The 14,866-nt window shown below is 66.7% G+C and carries 16 protein-coding genes; 2 read left to right on the top strand and 14 right to left on the bottom strand.

Going from position 1 to position 14,866, the window contains the following annotated elements; all coding sequences use genetic code 11:
- Positions 1-10: 10 nt before the first annotated feature.
- The 6 genes from rfbB to KUV38_RS17085 all read right to left on the bottom strand — a co-directional run bounded on the left by rfbB (position 11) and on the right by KUV38_RS17085 (position 5,731).
- Entirely contained in the window at positions 11-1,051 is a 1,041-nt protein-coding gene (gene rfbB, locus KUV38_RS17110; protein ID WP_222471417.1) for a dTDP-glucose 4,6-dehydratase, read from the bottom strand.
- Positions 1,048-1,617 carry a dTDP-4-dehydrorhamnose 3,5-epimerase gene (gene rfbC, locus KUV38_RS17105; RefSeq protein WP_222471416.1) on the bottom strand — a complete coding sequence of 190 codons (570 nt, stop codon included), beginning with the start codon at positions 1,615-1,617 and terminating at the stop codon, positions 1,048-1,050. The genes rfbB and rfbC overlap by 4 nt, the downstream gene beginning before the upstream one ends.
- Positions 1,618-1,680: 63 nt before the next feature.
- A complete protein-coding gene (rfbD, locus tag KUV38_RS17100) occupies positions 1,681-2,532 on the bottom strand; it encodes a dTDP-4-dehydrorhamnose reductase (protein WP_222471415.1) in 852 nt (283 codons plus the stop codon).
- Between the two features lie 21 nt (positions 2,533-2,553).
- Positions 2,554-3,474: an NAD-dependent epimerase/dehydratase family protein gene (locus tag KUV38_RS17095; RefSeq protein WP_222471414.1), complete on the bottom strand. Its 921-nt coding sequence runs from the start codon at positions 3,472-3,474 to the stop codon at positions 2,554-2,556.
- A 218-nt stretch (positions 3,475-3,692) separates the two neighbouring features.
- Positions 3,693-4,352, bottom strand: coding sequence for a sugar transferase (locus KUV38_RS17090; RefSeq protein WP_222471413.1), 660 nt, complete (start codon positions 4,350-4,352; stop codon positions 3,693-3,695).
- 26 nt (positions 4,353-4,378) lie between these two features.
- Complete coding sequence (locus KUV38_RS17085; RefSeq protein ID WP_222471412.1) at positions 4,379-5,731, bottom strand: UDP-glucose dehydrogenase family protein; 1,353 nt, start codon at positions 5,729-5,731, stop codon at positions 4,379-4,381.
- 171 nt (positions 5,732-5,902) lie between these two features.
- Here KUV38_RS17085 and KUV38_RS17080 point away from each other — a divergent pair, with 171 nt between their 5' ends.
- The gene (locus KUV38_RS17080; RefSeq protein WP_222471411.1) at positions 5,903-6,535 is read left to right on the top strand and encodes a CAP domain-containing protein; all 633 of its coding nucleotides are present in this window, start codon (positions 5,903-5,905) and stop codon (positions 6,533-6,535) included.
- Between the two features lie 234 nt (positions 6,536-6,769).
- Entirely contained in the window at positions 6,770-7,027 is a 258-nt protein-coding gene (locus KUV38_RS17075; protein WP_222471410.1) for a hypothetical protein, read from the top strand.
- 82 nt (positions 7,028-7,109) lie between these two features.
- On the opposite strand, the gene KUV38_RS17070 is transcribed toward KUV38_RS17075, so the two are convergent.
- The 8 genes from KUV38_RS17070 to KUV38_RS17035 form a co-directional block, all read right to left on the bottom strand.
- The gene (locus tag KUV38_RS17070; protein ID WP_222471409.1) at positions 7,110-8,114 is read right to left on the bottom strand and encodes an NAD-dependent epimerase/dehydratase family protein; all 1,005 of its coding nucleotides are present in this window, start codon (positions 8,112-8,114) and stop codon (positions 7,110-7,112) included.
- Between the two features lie 6 nt (positions 8,115-8,120).
- Positions 8,121-8,804 carry a YjbF family lipoprotein gene (locus tag KUV38_RS17065; RefSeq protein WP_222471408.1) on the bottom strand — a complete coding sequence of 228 codons (684 nt, stop codon included), beginning with the start codon at positions 8,802-8,804 and terminating at the stop codon, positions 8,121-8,123.
- Positions 8,801-10,936: a YjbH domain-containing protein gene (locus tag KUV38_RS17060; protein WP_315898653.1), complete on the bottom strand. Its 2,136-nt coding sequence runs from the start codon at positions 10,934-10,936 to the stop codon at positions 8,801-8,803. Before KUV38_RS17060 ends, KUV38_RS17065 begins: the two co-directional genes overlap by 4 nt.
- Before the next feature lie 105 nt (positions 10,937-11,041).
- A complete protein-coding gene (locus KUV38_RS17055) occupies positions 11,042-12,505 on the bottom strand; it encodes an ArnT family glycosyltransferase (RefSeq protein WP_222471407.1) in 1,464 nt (487 codons plus the stop codon).
- Positions 12,483-12,788, bottom strand: a complete 306-nt coding sequence (locus tag KUV38_RS17050; RefSeq protein ID WP_222471406.1) for a lipid-A-disaccharide synthase N-terminal domain-containing protein — start codon at positions 12,786-12,788, stop codon at positions 12,483-12,485. Before KUV38_RS17050 ends, KUV38_RS17055 begins: the two co-directional genes overlap by 23 nt.
- Positions 12,781-13,512: a glycosyltransferase family 2 protein gene (locus KUV38_RS17045; RefSeq protein WP_222471405.1), complete on the bottom strand. Its 732-nt coding sequence runs from the start codon at positions 13,510-13,512 to the stop codon at positions 12,781-12,783. Before KUV38_RS17045 ends, KUV38_RS17050 begins: the two co-directional genes overlap by 8 nt.
- A 4-nt stretch (positions 13,513-13,516) precedes the next feature.
- Positions 13,517-14,569 (bottom strand): LacI family DNA-binding transcriptional regulator, encoded by a 1,053-nt coding sequence (locus KUV38_RS17040; RefSeq protein ID WP_222471404.1) that lies wholly within the window; start codon positions 14,567-14,569, stop codon positions 13,517-13,519.
- A gap of 72 nt (positions 14,570-14,641) precedes the next feature.
- Positions 14,642-14,866, bottom strand: coding sequence for a hypothetical protein (locus KUV38_RS17035; RefSeq protein ID WP_222471403.1), 225 nt, complete (start codon positions 14,864-14,866; stop codon positions 14,642-14,644).

Below are 14,866 nucleotides of genomic sequence, written 5' to 3'. Positions count from 1 at the left end.
ATCGCTCTCCTCAGGCCGAAAGGCCCAGCCGCTGGCCCACGCCCGCGCGGTCGCGCAGGGCCTGCCACCAGCCCGTGTTCTCCAAGTACCACGCCACCGTCCGGCGCAGGCCCTCCTCCAGCGTCACGCTCGGGCGCCAGCCCAGCTCGCTGGCAATCCGGCTCGGGTCGATCGCATAGCGCATGTCATGCCCCGGACGGTCGGTGACGAAGGTGATCAGCTCTTCGCGCGGGCGGTCGGCGGGCCGGGCCTCATCAAGCAGGCGGCAGATTATCCGAACGAGGTCGATGTTGCGGGCCTCGTTCTCGCCGCCAATGTTGTAGCTCCGCCCGACTGCGCCGCGCTGGATCACCGTCAGCAGCGCATCGGCGTGGTCTTCGACAAAGAGCCAGTCCCGCACGTTCTCACCGCGCCCGTAAACCGGGATCGGCTTGCCCTCCAGCGCGTTCAGAATCACCACCGGCACCAGTTTTTCCGGAAAGTGGAAAGGCCCGTAATTGTTGGAACAATTGGTCATGACCACCGGCAGACCATAGGTTTCGTGCCAGGCCCGCACGAGATGGTCGGAACTCGCCTTGGAGGCCGAATAGGGGCTGCGCGGGTCGTAGGGCGTGGTCTCGGTAAACTGCCCCTCCGCCCCCAGCGAGCCAAAAACCTCATCGGTGCTCACGTGATGAAACCGGAAGCCCTCGGGCTGGCCTTGCGCCTGCCAAAAGGCCCGCGCGGCCTCGAGCAGCTGGAAGGTGCCGATCACGTTGGTCTCGATAAAGGTCGCAGGCCCGTCGATGGAACGGTCCACATGGCTTTCGGCGGCAAGGTGCATGATCGCGTCCGGCTTGTGCTGCGCGAGCACCCGGTCGAGCGCCGCGCGGTCGCGGATGTCGACATGTTCAAAGGCATAGCCCGGCGCATCGGCCACGCTGGCCACGTTGTCGAGGCAGGCGGCGTAGGTCAGCGCGTCGAGGTTCACCACCTCATGCCCCGCCGCAATCGCCTGCCGCACGACAGCCGAGCCGATAAACCCGGCACCGCCCGTCACTAGCAGCTTCATGCGCTGCCCTCCCAAGTGAACGGGCTGTCAAAACCCGCGAGGCGGCTGGCCGCAGCGTCTTTCTCCGAAAGCACCGGCTCCGCGCCCTCCAATCCCCAGTCGATCCCGATGTCGGGGTCGTTCCACAGGAGCGCGCCCTCGGTCTCGGGCGCGTAGGTGTCGGAGCATTTGTAGACGATCTCGGTATCCGGCACCCGGGTCACGAAGCCATGGGCAAAGCCCGCGGGCACCAGCAGTTGCGCCCCGTTTTCCTCGGTCAACTCGGCGCCGAACCACTGGCCGTAGGTCGGGCTGCCCCTGCGAATATCGACTGCCACGTCGAAAAGCGCGCCACGCCCGCACCGCACCAGCTTGTCCTGCGCGCGCGGCGGGGCCTGAAAGTGCAACCCGCGCAACGTGGGCGTCACCCGCGACAGCGAGTGATTGTCCTGCACGAAAACCGTGTCGACTCCCGCCTCCGCCAGCTTGGGCAGCGAGTACGTCTCGGCGAAGTAGCCGCGATGGTCGCCAAAACGCGGCGGGGTAATCAGCATCACGCCGGGCAGGGGGGTCTGTTCTATCTTCACGGTGCCTTTCGCCTTTTGGCTGAAGTCATCTTAATCAGGCCGGAGCAATGCGGCCAGAGCGGATCATTTTTGCTGAAGCACCCGCGCCAAAGCCACCCGCCAATCCGGGCGAGGGATGGCAAAAGCGGCCTCGGTCGCGCTGCAATCGAGCCGCGAGTTGAGCGGGCGTTGCGCCGGGGTCGGGTAATCGCTGCTGGGGATGCGCGCGACCTCGCAGGTGATCCCGGCCTGATCGAAAATCTCCATCGCGAACTCGGCCCAGCTGACATCGGGCGCGCCCGCAAAATGATAGGTGCCGCTCTTGGCCGGTTCGTTGCGCAGGGCGCGGGCGATGGCCACGCAAGCGGCGGCAATGTCGGCGGCCTCGGTCGGGCCACCGCGCTGATCGTCGACAATCGTCAGCCTGTCGCGCTCGGTCCCGAGCCGCAGCATGGTCTTCACGAAGTTCGCGCCATGGGCCGAAAACACCCAGGATGTCCGCAGAATTGCATGCGCTCCGCCCGCCGCGCGCACCGCCTCCTCGCCCGCCAGCTTGGTGCCGCCATAGGCGCCGAGCGGGGCGGTAGCGGCGCCCGGCGCGCGGGGCTCATCGCCGCTGCCATCGAAGACGTAATCGGTGGAGATATGCACCAGCGGCAGCCCGCGGTCGGCACATGCCTTCGCGATGGCACCCGGCGTTTCGGCGTTGACCTTGCGGGCCAGCGCCTCCTCTTCCTCGGCCTTGTCCACGGCGGTGTAGGCCACGGCATTGATCACCGCATCGGCCTCCGCCTCGGCCACGATCCCGGCGGCGGCGGCAGGGTCGGCAAAATCCGCCTGCGCCCGTGGCACGCAAGTCACCTCAAGGTCCGCCTTGGCCAAGGCCGCAAGCTCGCGCGCCACCTGACCGGTTTCTCCGAACACCAGCAATTTCATGCAGTCTGGCTCCCGCCTCTCTCAGCTTACAAGTTCAGCGTCGTACCATTCGAACGTGCGCGCAATCCCGTCGCGCAGGCTGTGGCGCGGCACAAAGCCAAGGTCGGCGCGGGCGCGGGCGATATTGGCGCAGTTGTGGCGGATCTCCCCGCACAGCGCCGGGCCATGCTCCACCTGCAGCGCCGCGCCGGAACCAAGCGCGCGGAAGATGCTCACCACCTCGTTCAGCGAGGTCGGCACCCCGGTGCCCAGCTGGTAGAGCCCTTCGGCCCGCATGGCGACCGCGCCTGCGATGGCACGGGAGATATCATCGACATAAATGTAATCGCGGGTCTGCCCGCCATCACCGTTGATCCGCAGCGGCGCGCCCGCCAACAACCGCCGGCAGAAGTGCGGAATCACCCCGCCCTGCCGCCGCGACCGCGGGCCATAAACGTTGGAAAACCGGAGCGAGACCCCGGCAAAATCCCATGCGCTGGCATAGGCAGCCATCAGCGCCTCGGTGGCCAGCTTGGATGCGCCGTAGGGCGAGGCCGGGTTGGCCGTGGCGCTCTCGTCGATCGGCCCCTCGTCCTGCGAGACTGCGCCGGTAGAGGCAAAGACAAAATGCACATGCGGCGCGTGGCGGCGCAGATGGTCGATCAGCCGGTGCGAGCGGGCCGCGTTGTTCTCGAAGGTGCCGAGCGGGTCGATCATGCTCTGCTGCACCGAGGCCTGCGCCGCCAGATGCACCACCGCGTCGCCGCTGGCCGCCAGCCTGAGCGCCGCGTCGGAGGTGAAACAGCCGGTGTGAAACTGGTCGAACACATCGCGTTCCGAGGCCGGTCCGTCGCTGTATCGATCGATCCCGATGAGGGTGACCTTGCTGCCGGTGCTGCGGAAATAATGGGCCAGATTCTGCCCGATGAACCCGCGCGCGCCGGTAATCACCACCTTCATCATGCACCCACACCCAGCATATCGTCTCCATCAAAAAGCCGTCGCCTGACCGGCTCCGCACACACGCGGAAGGTGCAATTCACTGCACCCCCTTGATTTTGCCTCTACGCGAAAGCGCCGCGCAGGCAAACCCTGATCCCCACGTAAGCCCGTCTCTCGGCGGAATACCCCCGCAAGTTGACCAAAGGGTTAACCATGCTGTGAAAACGCCGAAAAAGGGCTCAGACCCGCGCCGCCTTGGCCCGCAGCCGGTTCAGGCGCGCGCCGGGCAGGGGCGCCAGCTTTCCGGCGGTGAGATAGAGAATGTAGAGATCAAGGCAGAGGCTCCGGCGGGCGGTATAGAGCCTGTCGATGGCCGCTTTCCGGGGCACGCATTGCCGCACGTAGATCTCTTCAGTCTCCTCCGCCGAGCGGCTGTGCTTCAGCAACCGCTCCTCGTGGCTGTGGTGCATGATCGTCGCCAGCCCGGTGATTCCCGGGCGGCTTTCAAGCACCTCGCCGTAGATCGCCGGAAACTGCTCCACGTATTGCCGCATCGGCGGGCGCGGGCCGACAAAGCTCATGTCGCCTTTCAGTACGTTGAAGAGTTGCGGCAGCTCATCCAGCCGGAGGCGGCGCAGGGTCCGGCCCAGCGGGGTGATCCTGTCGGCCTTGTCGCCGCCCGACACGCCCACCTCGGCCTCGCCCGAGCCCTTCCGCATGGTGCGGAACTTGTAGAGGTCAAAGGGCACCCCCGGCGCCTTCATCCGCTCCGAGGTATAAAGCGCCGGCCGCCCGTCGCGCAGGGCGATCACGCACCAGAGCACAGCCATCACTGGCAAACCCGGCACCAGCAGCAACACCGCGAGTGCCACGTCGAAGATCCGCTTTGAGGGTGTCACCCCGAGGTCTCCCGCCCGGCCCGGTGTCAGCCCGCCGCGGCGACGCCCGGCTCGCCCTGCAGCGCCGTGGCATCCGGGCGGCCAACGCAAACGTAGGCCTCGAACCCGGCAGAGCGGGCATCGTCACGCGAGTAGATGTTGCGCAGGTCGGCCATGCGGGCGCCGCGCATCTCACCGGCCATCCGGGTCAGATCCAGCGCGCGGAACTCGTTCCACTCGGTCAGCAGCACCAGCACATCCGCCCCCTTGGCGGCGGCGTAGGGGTCTTCCTCCCATGTCACGCCGGGCAGCAGCGCCTCGCCCTCGCGGCGGCCTTGCGGATCGACCACGCGCACCTCGGCCCCTCCGCCCACCAGCGCGGGCACGATGGTGAGGCTCGGGGCCTCGCGCATGTCATCGGTGTTGGGCTTGAAGGTCACGCCCAGCACCGCCACGACCTTGCCGTTGAACGAGCCGTCACAAAGATCGCGGAGCTTTTCGACCATCCGGCGCTTCATGTCCTCGTTCACGGCAATGACCGCCTCGGTGATCTCCAGCGGCACCGCATGGTCCTGCCCGATCCGGGCCAGCGCCTTGGTATCCTTCGGAAAGCACGAGCCGCCATAGCCCGGCCCGGCGTGGAGGAACTTGTTGCCGATCCGCCCGTCGAGGCCCATCCCCTTGGACACCGCCTTGATATCGGCCCCCACCCGCTCGCAGAGCATGGCGATCTCGTTGATGAAGGTGATCTTCGTGGCCAGAAAGGCGTTGGCCGCGTATTTGATCATCTCGGCGGACTCCAGATCGGTGTAAACAATCGGAAAATCACGCAGGAAGAGCGGGCGGTAGATATCGCCCATCACCTCTTGGGCCGGCTTCGCCTCGACGCCCACCACAACCCGGTCCGGCCGCATGAAATCATCAATCGCGGCGCCCTCACGGAGGAACTCGGGGTTCGAGGCCACGTCAAAGCTGCCCTCTTCGCAGGTCTTCGCGATGATCTCGTAAACCTTCCGGTTAGTGCCCACCGGAACGGTGGATTTGGTGACAACCACGGTGAACCCGTCGAGCGACTGGGCGATCTCCTCGGCGGCGGCGAAAACATAGGTCAGGTCGGCATGGCCGTCGCCCCGGCGGGTCGGCGTGCCCACGGCGATAAACACCGCATCGGCCCCGGCCACCGCAGGCGCCAGATCCTCGGTGAAGGTCAGGCGCCCGGCGGCCACGTTCTTGGCCATCAGCACATCCAGCCCCGGCTCGTAGATCGGCACCTCGCCCCGGTTCAGCTGCGCCACCTTCTCGGGGTTCTTGTCGACGCAAACGACCTCATGCCCGAAATCCGAGAAACACACCCCCGAGACCAAGCCCACGTAGCCCGTGCCGATCATCGCAATCTTCATCGTCCGCCCATCCTTATGCGCCTTGCGGTTCTGCCGCCCCTGAATGGCGGCAGCGGCGCTCAAAAGCAACCTGTGCAACGGTGTTTCCCAATTGGCGCCTTATTCTGGCCGTCTCGGGGGGATTGTCTGCACTCAAAGCAGATGGTGGGGGCCAGATGCTTGAGGTAACCAATGCAGAAGGCACTTCGCCTGGCCCTCGGGGCCGTGATGACAGTGGCGAGCCTGTCCACATCCGCCAACGCCTGCACCCGTGGTGCGGTCTCCGGCGCAAACGCAGCGATTGACCCGGCCCGGCTGAACCAGCCGCTGCTGGATGCCGCCATCGCCGTTGAAGTGAACTACCAGCGCTGCCGCAAGGGGCTGTCTCCGCTGGCCGATGCACCCGCGCTGCGCAATGCCGCCCTCGGCCACGCCAAGTGGATGGCCCGCAACAGCACGCTCAGCCACAAATCCACCCGCCCCGGCCGCGCCACGGTGAAAGCCCGCATCCTCGCCTCCGGCCTCAAAATCCGCCGTGGCTCCGAGAACATCGCCCGCGTGGCGCTCTATCAGGTCGAGGGCAGCACCGGCTACCGGATCGTGAATGCCTCCGCCTGCCAGTTCGCGACCCCTGCGGGCAAGCGCATCGGGCGGCACAGCTATGCCTCGCTCGCCCGCTACACGGTCACGCTCTGGATGAACTCGCCCAGCCACCGGGTCAACATTCTCGGGCGAAAGTACAACATGGCTGCCACGGCGGTTGCGCATGACCCTCGTGGTCGCGCCTGCGGATCTCTGTTCATCACCCAGAACTTCGCGGGCTGAAACGCCCCACCGAGGGCAGCGTGACGATTCCGCCACAAATCCCTGTCGGACTGGCCCGTGCAGGGCCGTCCAACCCCTCTGTTTTCAAACGATTTTCGGGGCCACACCCCTAGGATGACTTAAGGTCATACGAAGATTCCCGCCGATTGCGCCGGAAAACGTCATCTGCCGCTTTACGGTTAACGCCCTGATAACAATAATGGCTGTGAAAGTTTTCGCGTAACGGAGCCAGACATGTTCAAGATTCTCACCACCGCCGCCTTCGCCTCCGCGCTGGCCACTTCCGCCTTCGCTGGCGGCTTCGAAGAGCCCGATCTCGAAGGCGAAGTCTTCGTTGAAGAGAGCGGCAGCTCGGCTTCCAGCGGCCCGTCGCTCGGCGGCGCCAACGCCGGCCCGATCATCGGCGGCGTTCTGGCTCTGGCCGTCATCGGCGCCCTCGCCGGCTCCGACGACGACACCGCCGAAGAGCCGACCCAGGCTGTGCAAAACTGAGGTCAGGCCAACGGCCAAGAATTAAAGCGCCCGTCGGGGAGACCCGGCGGGCGTTTTCTGTTTCCGGGTAAGCCCCTGACAATCAGTTATAATGCCTGTCGTACCACTCCACGAAGGCGCGCACGCCCTGCGTGATATCGGTCTGTGGCAGCGGGCCAACGAGCTCGGTGAGCAGTGTGGTATCGGCCCACGTGGCAGGCACGTCGCCGGGCTGCATCTCCATCATGTTCTTCTGCGCGGTCTCGCCCAGCGCCGCCTCGATGGCTTCGATGAAGGTGCCCAGTTCCACCGGCGCGGCATTGCCGATGTTCACCACCCGCCACGGCGCCACGGGTGAAAGACTGTCGGCCTCGCCCACCGGTGCGCCGCGCTCGGGCGCCACATCCACCAGCCGCCGGATGCCCTCCACCAGGTCGTCGATATAGGTAAAATCCCGACGCATCTTGCCGTGGTTGTACACGTCAATCGGCTCTCCGGCGCGAATCGCCTTCACGAACTTGAAGAGCGCCATATCGGGCCGCCCCCACGGGCCGTAGACCGTGAAAAAGCGGAACATCGTGATCGGCAGGCCGTAAAGATGGGCGTAACTATGCGCCATCGCCTCGTTGGCAGCCTTGGTCGCGGCGTAGAAGCTCATCTGATGCGCCACCCGGTCCGTCTCGGCATAGGGCATCTTCTCGTTCGCGCCATAGACCGAGCTGGTCGAGGCCATCAGCATATGCTTGGGCGGGTGGGCACGGGCAGCCTCCAGCAGGCGGAAGGTGCCAATCAGGTTGGCCTCCACATAGCTCTCCGGCGCGTCGATCGAGTAGCGCACCCCCGCCTGCGCAGCGAGGTGAATCACGATCTCGGGCGCGTGCTCCTCCAGCAATTCCTCCAGCCGCCCCGGCTCGTCCAGCCGCGCCTCCACCGCGCTGAACCCCTCGCTCTGCATCAGCCGCTGGTGCCGCCGCTGCTTGAGGCTCACGTCGTAGTAATCGGTCATCGCATCCAGCCCGATGACCCTGAAGCCATCGTCCAGCAAACGGCACGAGATATGAGAGCCGATGAATCCGGCGGAACCGGTCACGAGCGCGGTGCGGGTCATTGGGCCTTACCTGCGCAGGAGTTGAATCGCGATGTAGCCGATTTCCGGCCCCATCCACTGGCGCGAGTTCCAGATCGTGCCATCCCCGGCCACCTGATAGATGTTGGTAAAGGTCTGGCCGCCGCCATGACAGATTTCCACCATCCGCACCGCGCCCACCGTGCCCGCCGTCGCAGTCTGGATCGGCTCGGCCTTGTCGCGGCTGATCCGGCAGTCGAACCGGGTCGGGACTTCATCGTTCTCGCCGTTGAGCCAGCGCATCACGCGCACCGCCTGCCCGGCGCGTCGGCCGGTGACAAGCGCAGTGCTCTGGGTGATCTCCGAGGACATCAGGTCAAAGCCCACGCCCCGCGTCTCCGCCAGCATCCCGCGCCGCAGCACAAGCGTCTGGCCCTCGGTGGTCAGATAGGTCCGCCACGGCCCGCGCGTCTCCTGCTCGCCGAGCGCGGCCAGCTGGGTGTTGTCGCGCAACAGGATCATGATCGCAGAGCCTCGGATGCGCTGCAGCGCCACCGGGATCAGCGCGGCCACCTGCGCCGGGGTCACCTCCTTCGGCTTTCCGCGCTTGGCGGTCACGCTCTGCACCGCCATCTGCAACAGCCCCGGCCCCTGCCGTGCAGGGTCGTTGCTGCACCCGGCCAGCACTGCAAGGGCGGCCAGCGCCCCGATCCAACGCATCTTCCGCATCATCTCCAGAACCGCCCCCACCGGTCTTCCAGCTCAGGGCGGTGGGTGTCGCGCACCGTGTCATAGAGCCGCCCGTTGACCGAGAGCTTCGCGCCCCCGTCCCGCGCCAGCGAGCGCAGCGTGGTGCCCGCGGTCTTCTTGCTCGGCTGGCCGGTGAAGAAGCTGTAAGGCACGGTCACCCGGATGCCCTTGTCAAACGAGCCTTCACCAAAGTCCTCCGCCGAAACATCGGTGACCGTGGCATAGGCCCCGATCCGCCAGCCGTTGTCGAACTCCCGGTCCAGCGCGACGGTCGCGCCCCAGTCACCCGCAAGGTAGCGGCCCACGTCGAGCGTGCCGTGATAGCCGTTGCCAAAGTCGTAGTAGGCAGAGACATGGCCGGTCACGACCTCGTATTCCCGGAAGCTGAAGAGCTGGTCATAGTCCCGCTGCTTCACCCAGTTCAGCTCGCCGCCCAGCGCAAGGCGGCTGTCCACCGGCTTCCAGAGCAGCTCGCCCGAGACCCCGCCAAACATCGATTCCAGCATACCCACCGTGAGGCGGCTGTAGAGGTTGGGACCGGGGCGGCCATAGTAGGCCAGCGTCAGCCGCTCGATCGCCGGGTCGCCCTCGGCGGCATAGAGCGCCGCGTCCGAGCGAACATGCGGCAGAACCGAGGTCGATGGGTTCTCATCCTCGCCGCCGTTGCCGAACACCTTCTTGGTGATCGCACCCTCCAGCACCCAGCCCGGCGCAAGGTCATACCGGCCCGAGAGCCGCAGACCCACGTCGCCGCGCAGGGGGCTTTCGGGGTCAAAGGCGGTGAGCGCCACATAGGGCGAGAGAGACCACGTGAACCGCGGATACTGACCGGGCAGATACTCCAGCCCCGCCGGATCGGGCGCAGCGGCGGTATCGGTGATCTGCGCGGCAGCCAGCACCGGGGCCGAGCCTGCGTGTTCAAATGCCTCAAGGTCGCTGCGCTTCAATGTCACCCGAGCGCCCGGCACCCCGTTCTGCACCGGCACAAGGCTGAAGGTCTCGACCGAGGCGGGCAGGGCGCGGGTCAGAATGCGCGAGATACGCCCCATTGCCTGCGGCTCGGCAATGTAGCGCGTGTTACGATAGCGCAGCTCGATACTCCGCCCGCTGTAGGCCATCGCCTCGAGGATCAGCCCTTCCTTGGCCATCGCATTGCCCAGCACCCGGCGCAGGCCGGGCTTGGTCGCCGGATCACTCGCCCAGGCGGTGTCCCAGGCGCCGGGATCCGACCGGCGGGCAGGGCGCCCCGCCACTGGCAGCGGCGCGGTCTCGTTGCCCGGCCCCACCGCAGGCTTGCGCGGGTTGGTGCTGAAGCTGAGCTGCACCGCCACCTCAGAGCCGCCGATATAAGCCGCCTGCAAATGCGCGTTTTCGCGGATCTTGTAATCGAGGCCAAAGTTCCACGGGCTCTTGCGGTCGATCAGGTCGTCGCCCGCCTCGTCCACATAGCCCGCCGTGGAGTATTCGGCCTTCAGCGTCAGCCTGTCGCTGGCCTGAAAGGCGAGGCCGCCAAACGCCGCCACATCGCCCTGAAACCAGCTGCTGGCATTCACAGTGCCGCCCTCGTCGCCGGGGATGTAAGGCTCGCGCTCGCCCGCGCTGCCGATCACCCCGTAGCGCGCCAGCCCGCCCCAGCCGAGCCCGGCGCTGAACCGCAGCCGGGGCGATACCGTCTTGGTCGCCACAATGTATTCGCCGCTATAGATCCCGCTGCCCAGAAAATCCTGAAAGCCCACAGCCACCGCCGGCCACCACTTGCCGGGCTGCTCCTGCAGCACCTGAAACTTCAGGTCAAAGCTCCGGTCGGAGAGCGGCTCGCCGTCCATGTAATAGTCTTCGATGCGCGAGTAGCGGAAGCTGCCGGTGATCCGCGGCGCAAGCTGGAACGAGAAGCTCGCCCGCGTCTGCCCGCCCATCGAGGTGAGCGTGGCCGAGATTTGTCCATCCTCCAGCGCCTCCGCAGAGGGCATCGAGAGGATGCCGGGCGTCCCGAAAAGCGTCAGGCTGTCGGTGATCTGGGGGTCGGCCTTGGTGGCCCGCGGTCCGGCTCCCGCCACGAGGCCCGCCACCAGCGCCACAGCACTCACACCCGCCCAACTCTTGATCCGTGCCACGGCTCGCCCCTCGCATCCTGTCGGCACCCGACTATAGCAACGGCACGTCACCGCAAAAGCCCTCCGCTCACAAAGTGGAGGATTGTCGCCGTTCTACATCGCCCGTCACTGGCCCCAGCAGTCGCCCGGCACCCGCCAGACCTGCTGCGGACGCCGCCGAAAGGCCCCCTCTCGCGGGATGATCGGCTCTAGCGCCTCGGCCGCCTCGCAGATCGGGGGGTCTGCGCGGCGGGTCACATAAAGCACCTCGTCTTCGCCGCCCGGCCACGCATGGCTCTGCACATAGTGGTTCGGCGGGCGGCCCAGTTCGGGTCGGGCATAGGCCTCCAGCCCGATGATCTGCCCCTCCACGCCCCGGCCCCGGATGCGGTAGAAGAGGTCGGCCAGCACGTCGCGGTCATCAGCCACAATGGTCGTCACCCCCGCCGCCTTTGACCGCGCGGCAATCTGCGCGCTCATGTCGATCCGGCCCAAATAGCGCTCCATCAGCAATGGCCCGTCCCCCAGCCGCAGCGAAGCGGCAAAGACGGTTGCGCCCACCAGCACCACGGCAAAACCCGTGCCCAGCGCAAGGCTCGCCCCCATCGCCCAGCGGCCCCAGCCGCGCACTACCATCACGGCAGCGATGGTGCCCGCCAGATAGGCCGCCGCCGCCCAGTTGGCATAGGCCTTGGAGAGCAGCGCCTGCCCGCAGACCAGCGCAAGGATTGGCAGAGAGAACCACAGCAGCATCGCGCTCCGCCGCCACACCGCCGACCAAAGCAGCCCCGCCAGCAGCACCGGCCCGAACACCACGATCTGCGCCCCGGCAAACTCCGCCAGCGAGGCCCAGTTCAGCCCCGCCCGCTTGCCCGGGTCGCGCACCCATTCGGCGTTGTCCATCGTGTGCTCGAGGGTCGAGAGGCCGTTCTGAATGTTCCAGATCACGTTGGGCGAGATCACGATCAGCAGCGCCACGATTGCCGCCACCGCATCACCCCAGCGCACCCGCGCCGAGGGCACGAAGAGCGCCGCCAACCCGGCGCAAAGCACGTAGTAGATGCCCGCGTATTTGCTCATCACCGCCAGCCCCACGCAGGCCCCGGCCACCACCGCCGCCACCCGGCTCTGCTCGCGGGTCACTCGCACCCACGCCCAGAGCGCGCCCGCAAGGAAGGGGAACATCACCGTGTCGGTGCTGATCAGAAAGCTGCCCACCGCCACCAGCGGCAGGGTGATGTAACTCGCCGCCACGAGGATCGCCGTGCGCCTGTCGGCCAGTTCTGCCGCCAACCCGGCCAGCAGCAGCGCGGTGATCCCGTGCAGCACCGCCGCCGGGGCGCGGAGCCAGAAGGCCGCATCGCTGCCCGCCAGGTCGGTGACCGCCCGCAGCAGCCAGCCGATCATCGGCGGCTTGGAATAGTAGCCAAAGGCCAGCTCCTGTCCCCAGAGCCAGTATTGCGCCTCATCCACAAAGATCTCGGCCCGCGCAAAGGGGAGCAACGCGAGGCGAAACACCACCAGCGCCGCCACCACCGCAAAGGCAGGGCCAAACCAGCCGGCGCCCTCAGGCTTCGCGCTTGCTGACATGGATCAGGTAGAGATTGCGAACATAGATGAAGAGCCCCATCGCCTGCCCCAGCACGAACACCGGGTCTTTCCGGTAAAGCGCATAGGCCAACAAGATCAGCCCGCCGAAGATCGAAAAGTACCAGAACGCCAGCGGCACCACCGACCGGCGGGCCCGCTCCGAGGCGATCCACTGCACCAGAAATCGCGCGGTGAACATCAGCTGCCCGCCCAGCCCGATGATCACCCACCAGAACTCAACCCACGTCTCGACATGCAGGATGTTGAAGAGCCATTCAGCCATCCGGCGTGATCTCCGTGGGGGTCTGGGTCTTGCGCCGCTTGATCAGCCAAGCCACGCCGATCAGGTCGTAAATCCCCACAAGCGCCCTGCCGAAGTTGGTGTATTTGCTCCGCCCCGCGGCGCGCTCGGCATGGCTCACGTCCACATGGGCGATCTCCCAGCCGTCCCGCCGCATCAGCGCAGGCAGGTAGCGGTGCATGTGGTTGAAGAACGGCAGGGCCAGAAATGCATCGCGGCGAAAGCCCTTGAGCCCGCAGCCGGTGTCGCGCGTGCCATCCTTCAGGATGCGTGCGCGCAGACCGTTGGCAAACTTGCTCGCCCAGCGCTTGCTCGCGGTATCCTGCCGGTCCACCCGCTGGCCCGCGACGAGGCCCAGCTTGCCCGTGGTGTCGGCCAGCAGCGGGCCATATAGCTTTGGCAGTTCCTCCGGCGGGTTCTGCCCGTCGCCATCCAGCGTCACGCACACCGCGCCCCGCGCCGCCCGCACGCCCGAATGCACCGCCCCGCTCTGCCCGGCAGGCCTCGGGTGTTGCAGCACCCGAATGCGGGCATCCTCCCGCGCCAGCTTGAGCAGCTCATCGCCCGTCGCATCGGTGGACCCGTCGTTGACCGCCACCACCTCGAACTCGACATCCGCGCAGGCGGTCACGATCCGGCCGATGAGCGGCGCCGCGTTCTCCGCCTCGTTCATCATCGGGATCACCACCGAAACCTTGGGAGACATGCGCTCAGCCCCGCGCCAGCGTGTCGCCCAGCGCCAGCACCGGCTCCAGCTCGGTCACCGTGCCGCCGCCTTCGCCCGCCAGATCGCCGCTCGCTGTGCGCTCCGCCACGATCCGCGCCGCCGCCTCGCCAATTTCGCGGCGGCAGGCGTCCATCGTCGCCAGCTTCTGCGGGAAGGCGGCCAGCATCTCCAACGCGTTGAAGCCCGCAAGCCCCAGCTCGCCGGGAATGTCGATGCCGGCCGTCAGGCAGTGCAGCATCCCGCCCGCACCGATCATGTCGTTGGAATAATAGATGAAATCCAGCTCCGGCGTGCGCTCCAGCATGGCCGCCGTCATCTCGCGCCCCTTGGCGAGGCCGCTGCCGCCCGCGTAAAACTCCCGGTCCCGCACCTCCAGCCCGGCGCGGGCCAGCGCCGTAGTGAACCCCTCGAACCGCTTTCGCGCCCGGTGATCCAGCGGCATCTTGGTGCCTGCGAACCCGATGTTCTTGTACCCCGCACCGGCAATCGCCTCGGCCATCATCCGCCCCGCGCGGCGATGGCTGATGCCGACCATCGAGTCGATCGGCTCGCCGTCCACATCCATGATCTCCACCACCGGGCAGCCTGCGTTGGCCAGCATGGCGCGGGCGGCATCGGTATGTTCCAGCCCCGCCACGATCACGCCCGAGGGCCGCCACGAGAGCATCTCGTAAAGCACTTTCTCGGCGCGCTCGGGCTTGTAATGAGTCACGCCAACAACCGGCTGAAGGTCGGTGTCGTCCAGCACCGCACCAATGCCCGTGAGCACCTCGGGGAAGACCATGTTGGAAAGCGAGGGGATCACCACCGCCACAAGGTTCACCCGGCTGCTCGCCAGCGCCCCCGCAATCTTGTTGGGCACGTAGCCCAACCGCTTGGCTGCAGCGAGCACCTTCTCCCGCGTGGCCTGGCTCACATCACCCCGGTTCCGCAGCACCCGGCTCACCGTCATTTCGCTAACGCCAGAGGCCTCCGAAACGTCTCGGAGCGTCAGCGGGCGGCGCGGCGGGATGGGCTTGGGAGCGTCCTGGTTCAACGGAGCGGGCCTTTCAACGGGTCTTTCTCCCTGCTTACCGCCTTATGAACGCCTGTCCAAGCGGTTGCCGTGTCACAACCGGATGGCGCGATAGCTCAGGATCTTGTCGCAAGCCTCTTCCAGCGTCAGATGCTCCCACTCCTTCGCGTAAAGGTAATCCAGCCATTGCGGGTCGAGGATGCGGGCGGAAAGCTCGGCCACATAAGCCTCCTCCTCCGCCTCCGGCACCTCCGCGGCCACCAACCGGCGCAGCCGCGGCTCCAGCTCCTCGCGGGTAAAGGGCTGCAGGGCAGTCAC

The sequence above is a fragment of the Vannielia litorea genome, assembly GCF_019801175.1.
GTDB lineage: Bacteria > Pseudomonadota > Alphaproteobacteria > Rhodobacterales > Rhodobacteraceae > Vannielia > Vannielia litorea_B.
The sequence above is the reverse complement of the archived record's forward strand: the minus strand, read 5'-3'. Positions and strand labels throughout refer to the sequence as shown.

Bases quoted from the DNA above. Each gene is read 5' to 3' on its own strand.
- rfbB (WP_222471417.1), bottom strand. From the start codon at position 1,051: ATGAAGCTGCTAGTGACGGGCGGTGCCGGGTTTATCGGCTCGGCTGTC.
- rfbD (WP_222471415.1), bottom strand. From the start codon at position 2,532: ATGAAATTGCTGGTGTTCGGAGAAACCGGTCAGGTGGCGCGCGAGCTT.
- KUV38_RS17095 (WP_222471414.1), bottom strand. From the start codon at position 3,474: ATGATGAAGGTGGTGATTACCGGCGCGCGCGGGTTCATCGGGCAGAAT.
- KUV38_RS17085 (WP_222471412.1), bottom strand. From the start codon at position 5,731: ATGAAGATTGCGATGATCGGCACGGGCTACGTGGGCTTGGTCTCGGGG.
- KUV38_RS17080 (WP_222471411.1), top strand. From the start codon at position 5,903: ATGCAGAAGGCACTTCGCCTGGCCCTCGGGGCCGTGATGACAGTGGCG.
- KUV38_RS17075 (WP_222471410.1), top strand. From the start codon at position 6,770: ATGTTCAAGATTCTCACCACCGCCGCCTTCGCCTCCGCGCTGGCCACT.
- KUV38_RS17070 (WP_222471409.1), bottom strand. From the start codon at position 8,114: ATGACCCGCACCGCGCTCGTGACCGGTTCCGCCGGATTCATCGGCTCT.
- KUV38_RS17065 (WP_222471408.1), bottom strand. From the start codon at position 8,804: ATGATGCGGAAGATGCGTTGGATCGGGGCGCTGGCCGCCCTTGCAGTG.
- KUV38_RS17055 (WP_222471407.1), bottom strand. From the start codon at position 12,505: ATGTCAGCAAGCGCGAAGCCTGAGGGCGCCGGCTGGTTTGGCCCTGCC.
- KUV38_RS17050 (WP_222471406.1), bottom strand. From the start codon at position 12,788: ATGGCTGAATGGCTCTTCAACATCCTGCATGTCGAGACGTGGGTTGAG.
- KUV38_RS17045 (WP_222471405.1), bottom strand. From the start codon at position 13,512: ATGTCTCCCAAGGTTTCGGTGGTGATCCCGATGATGAACGAGGCGGAG.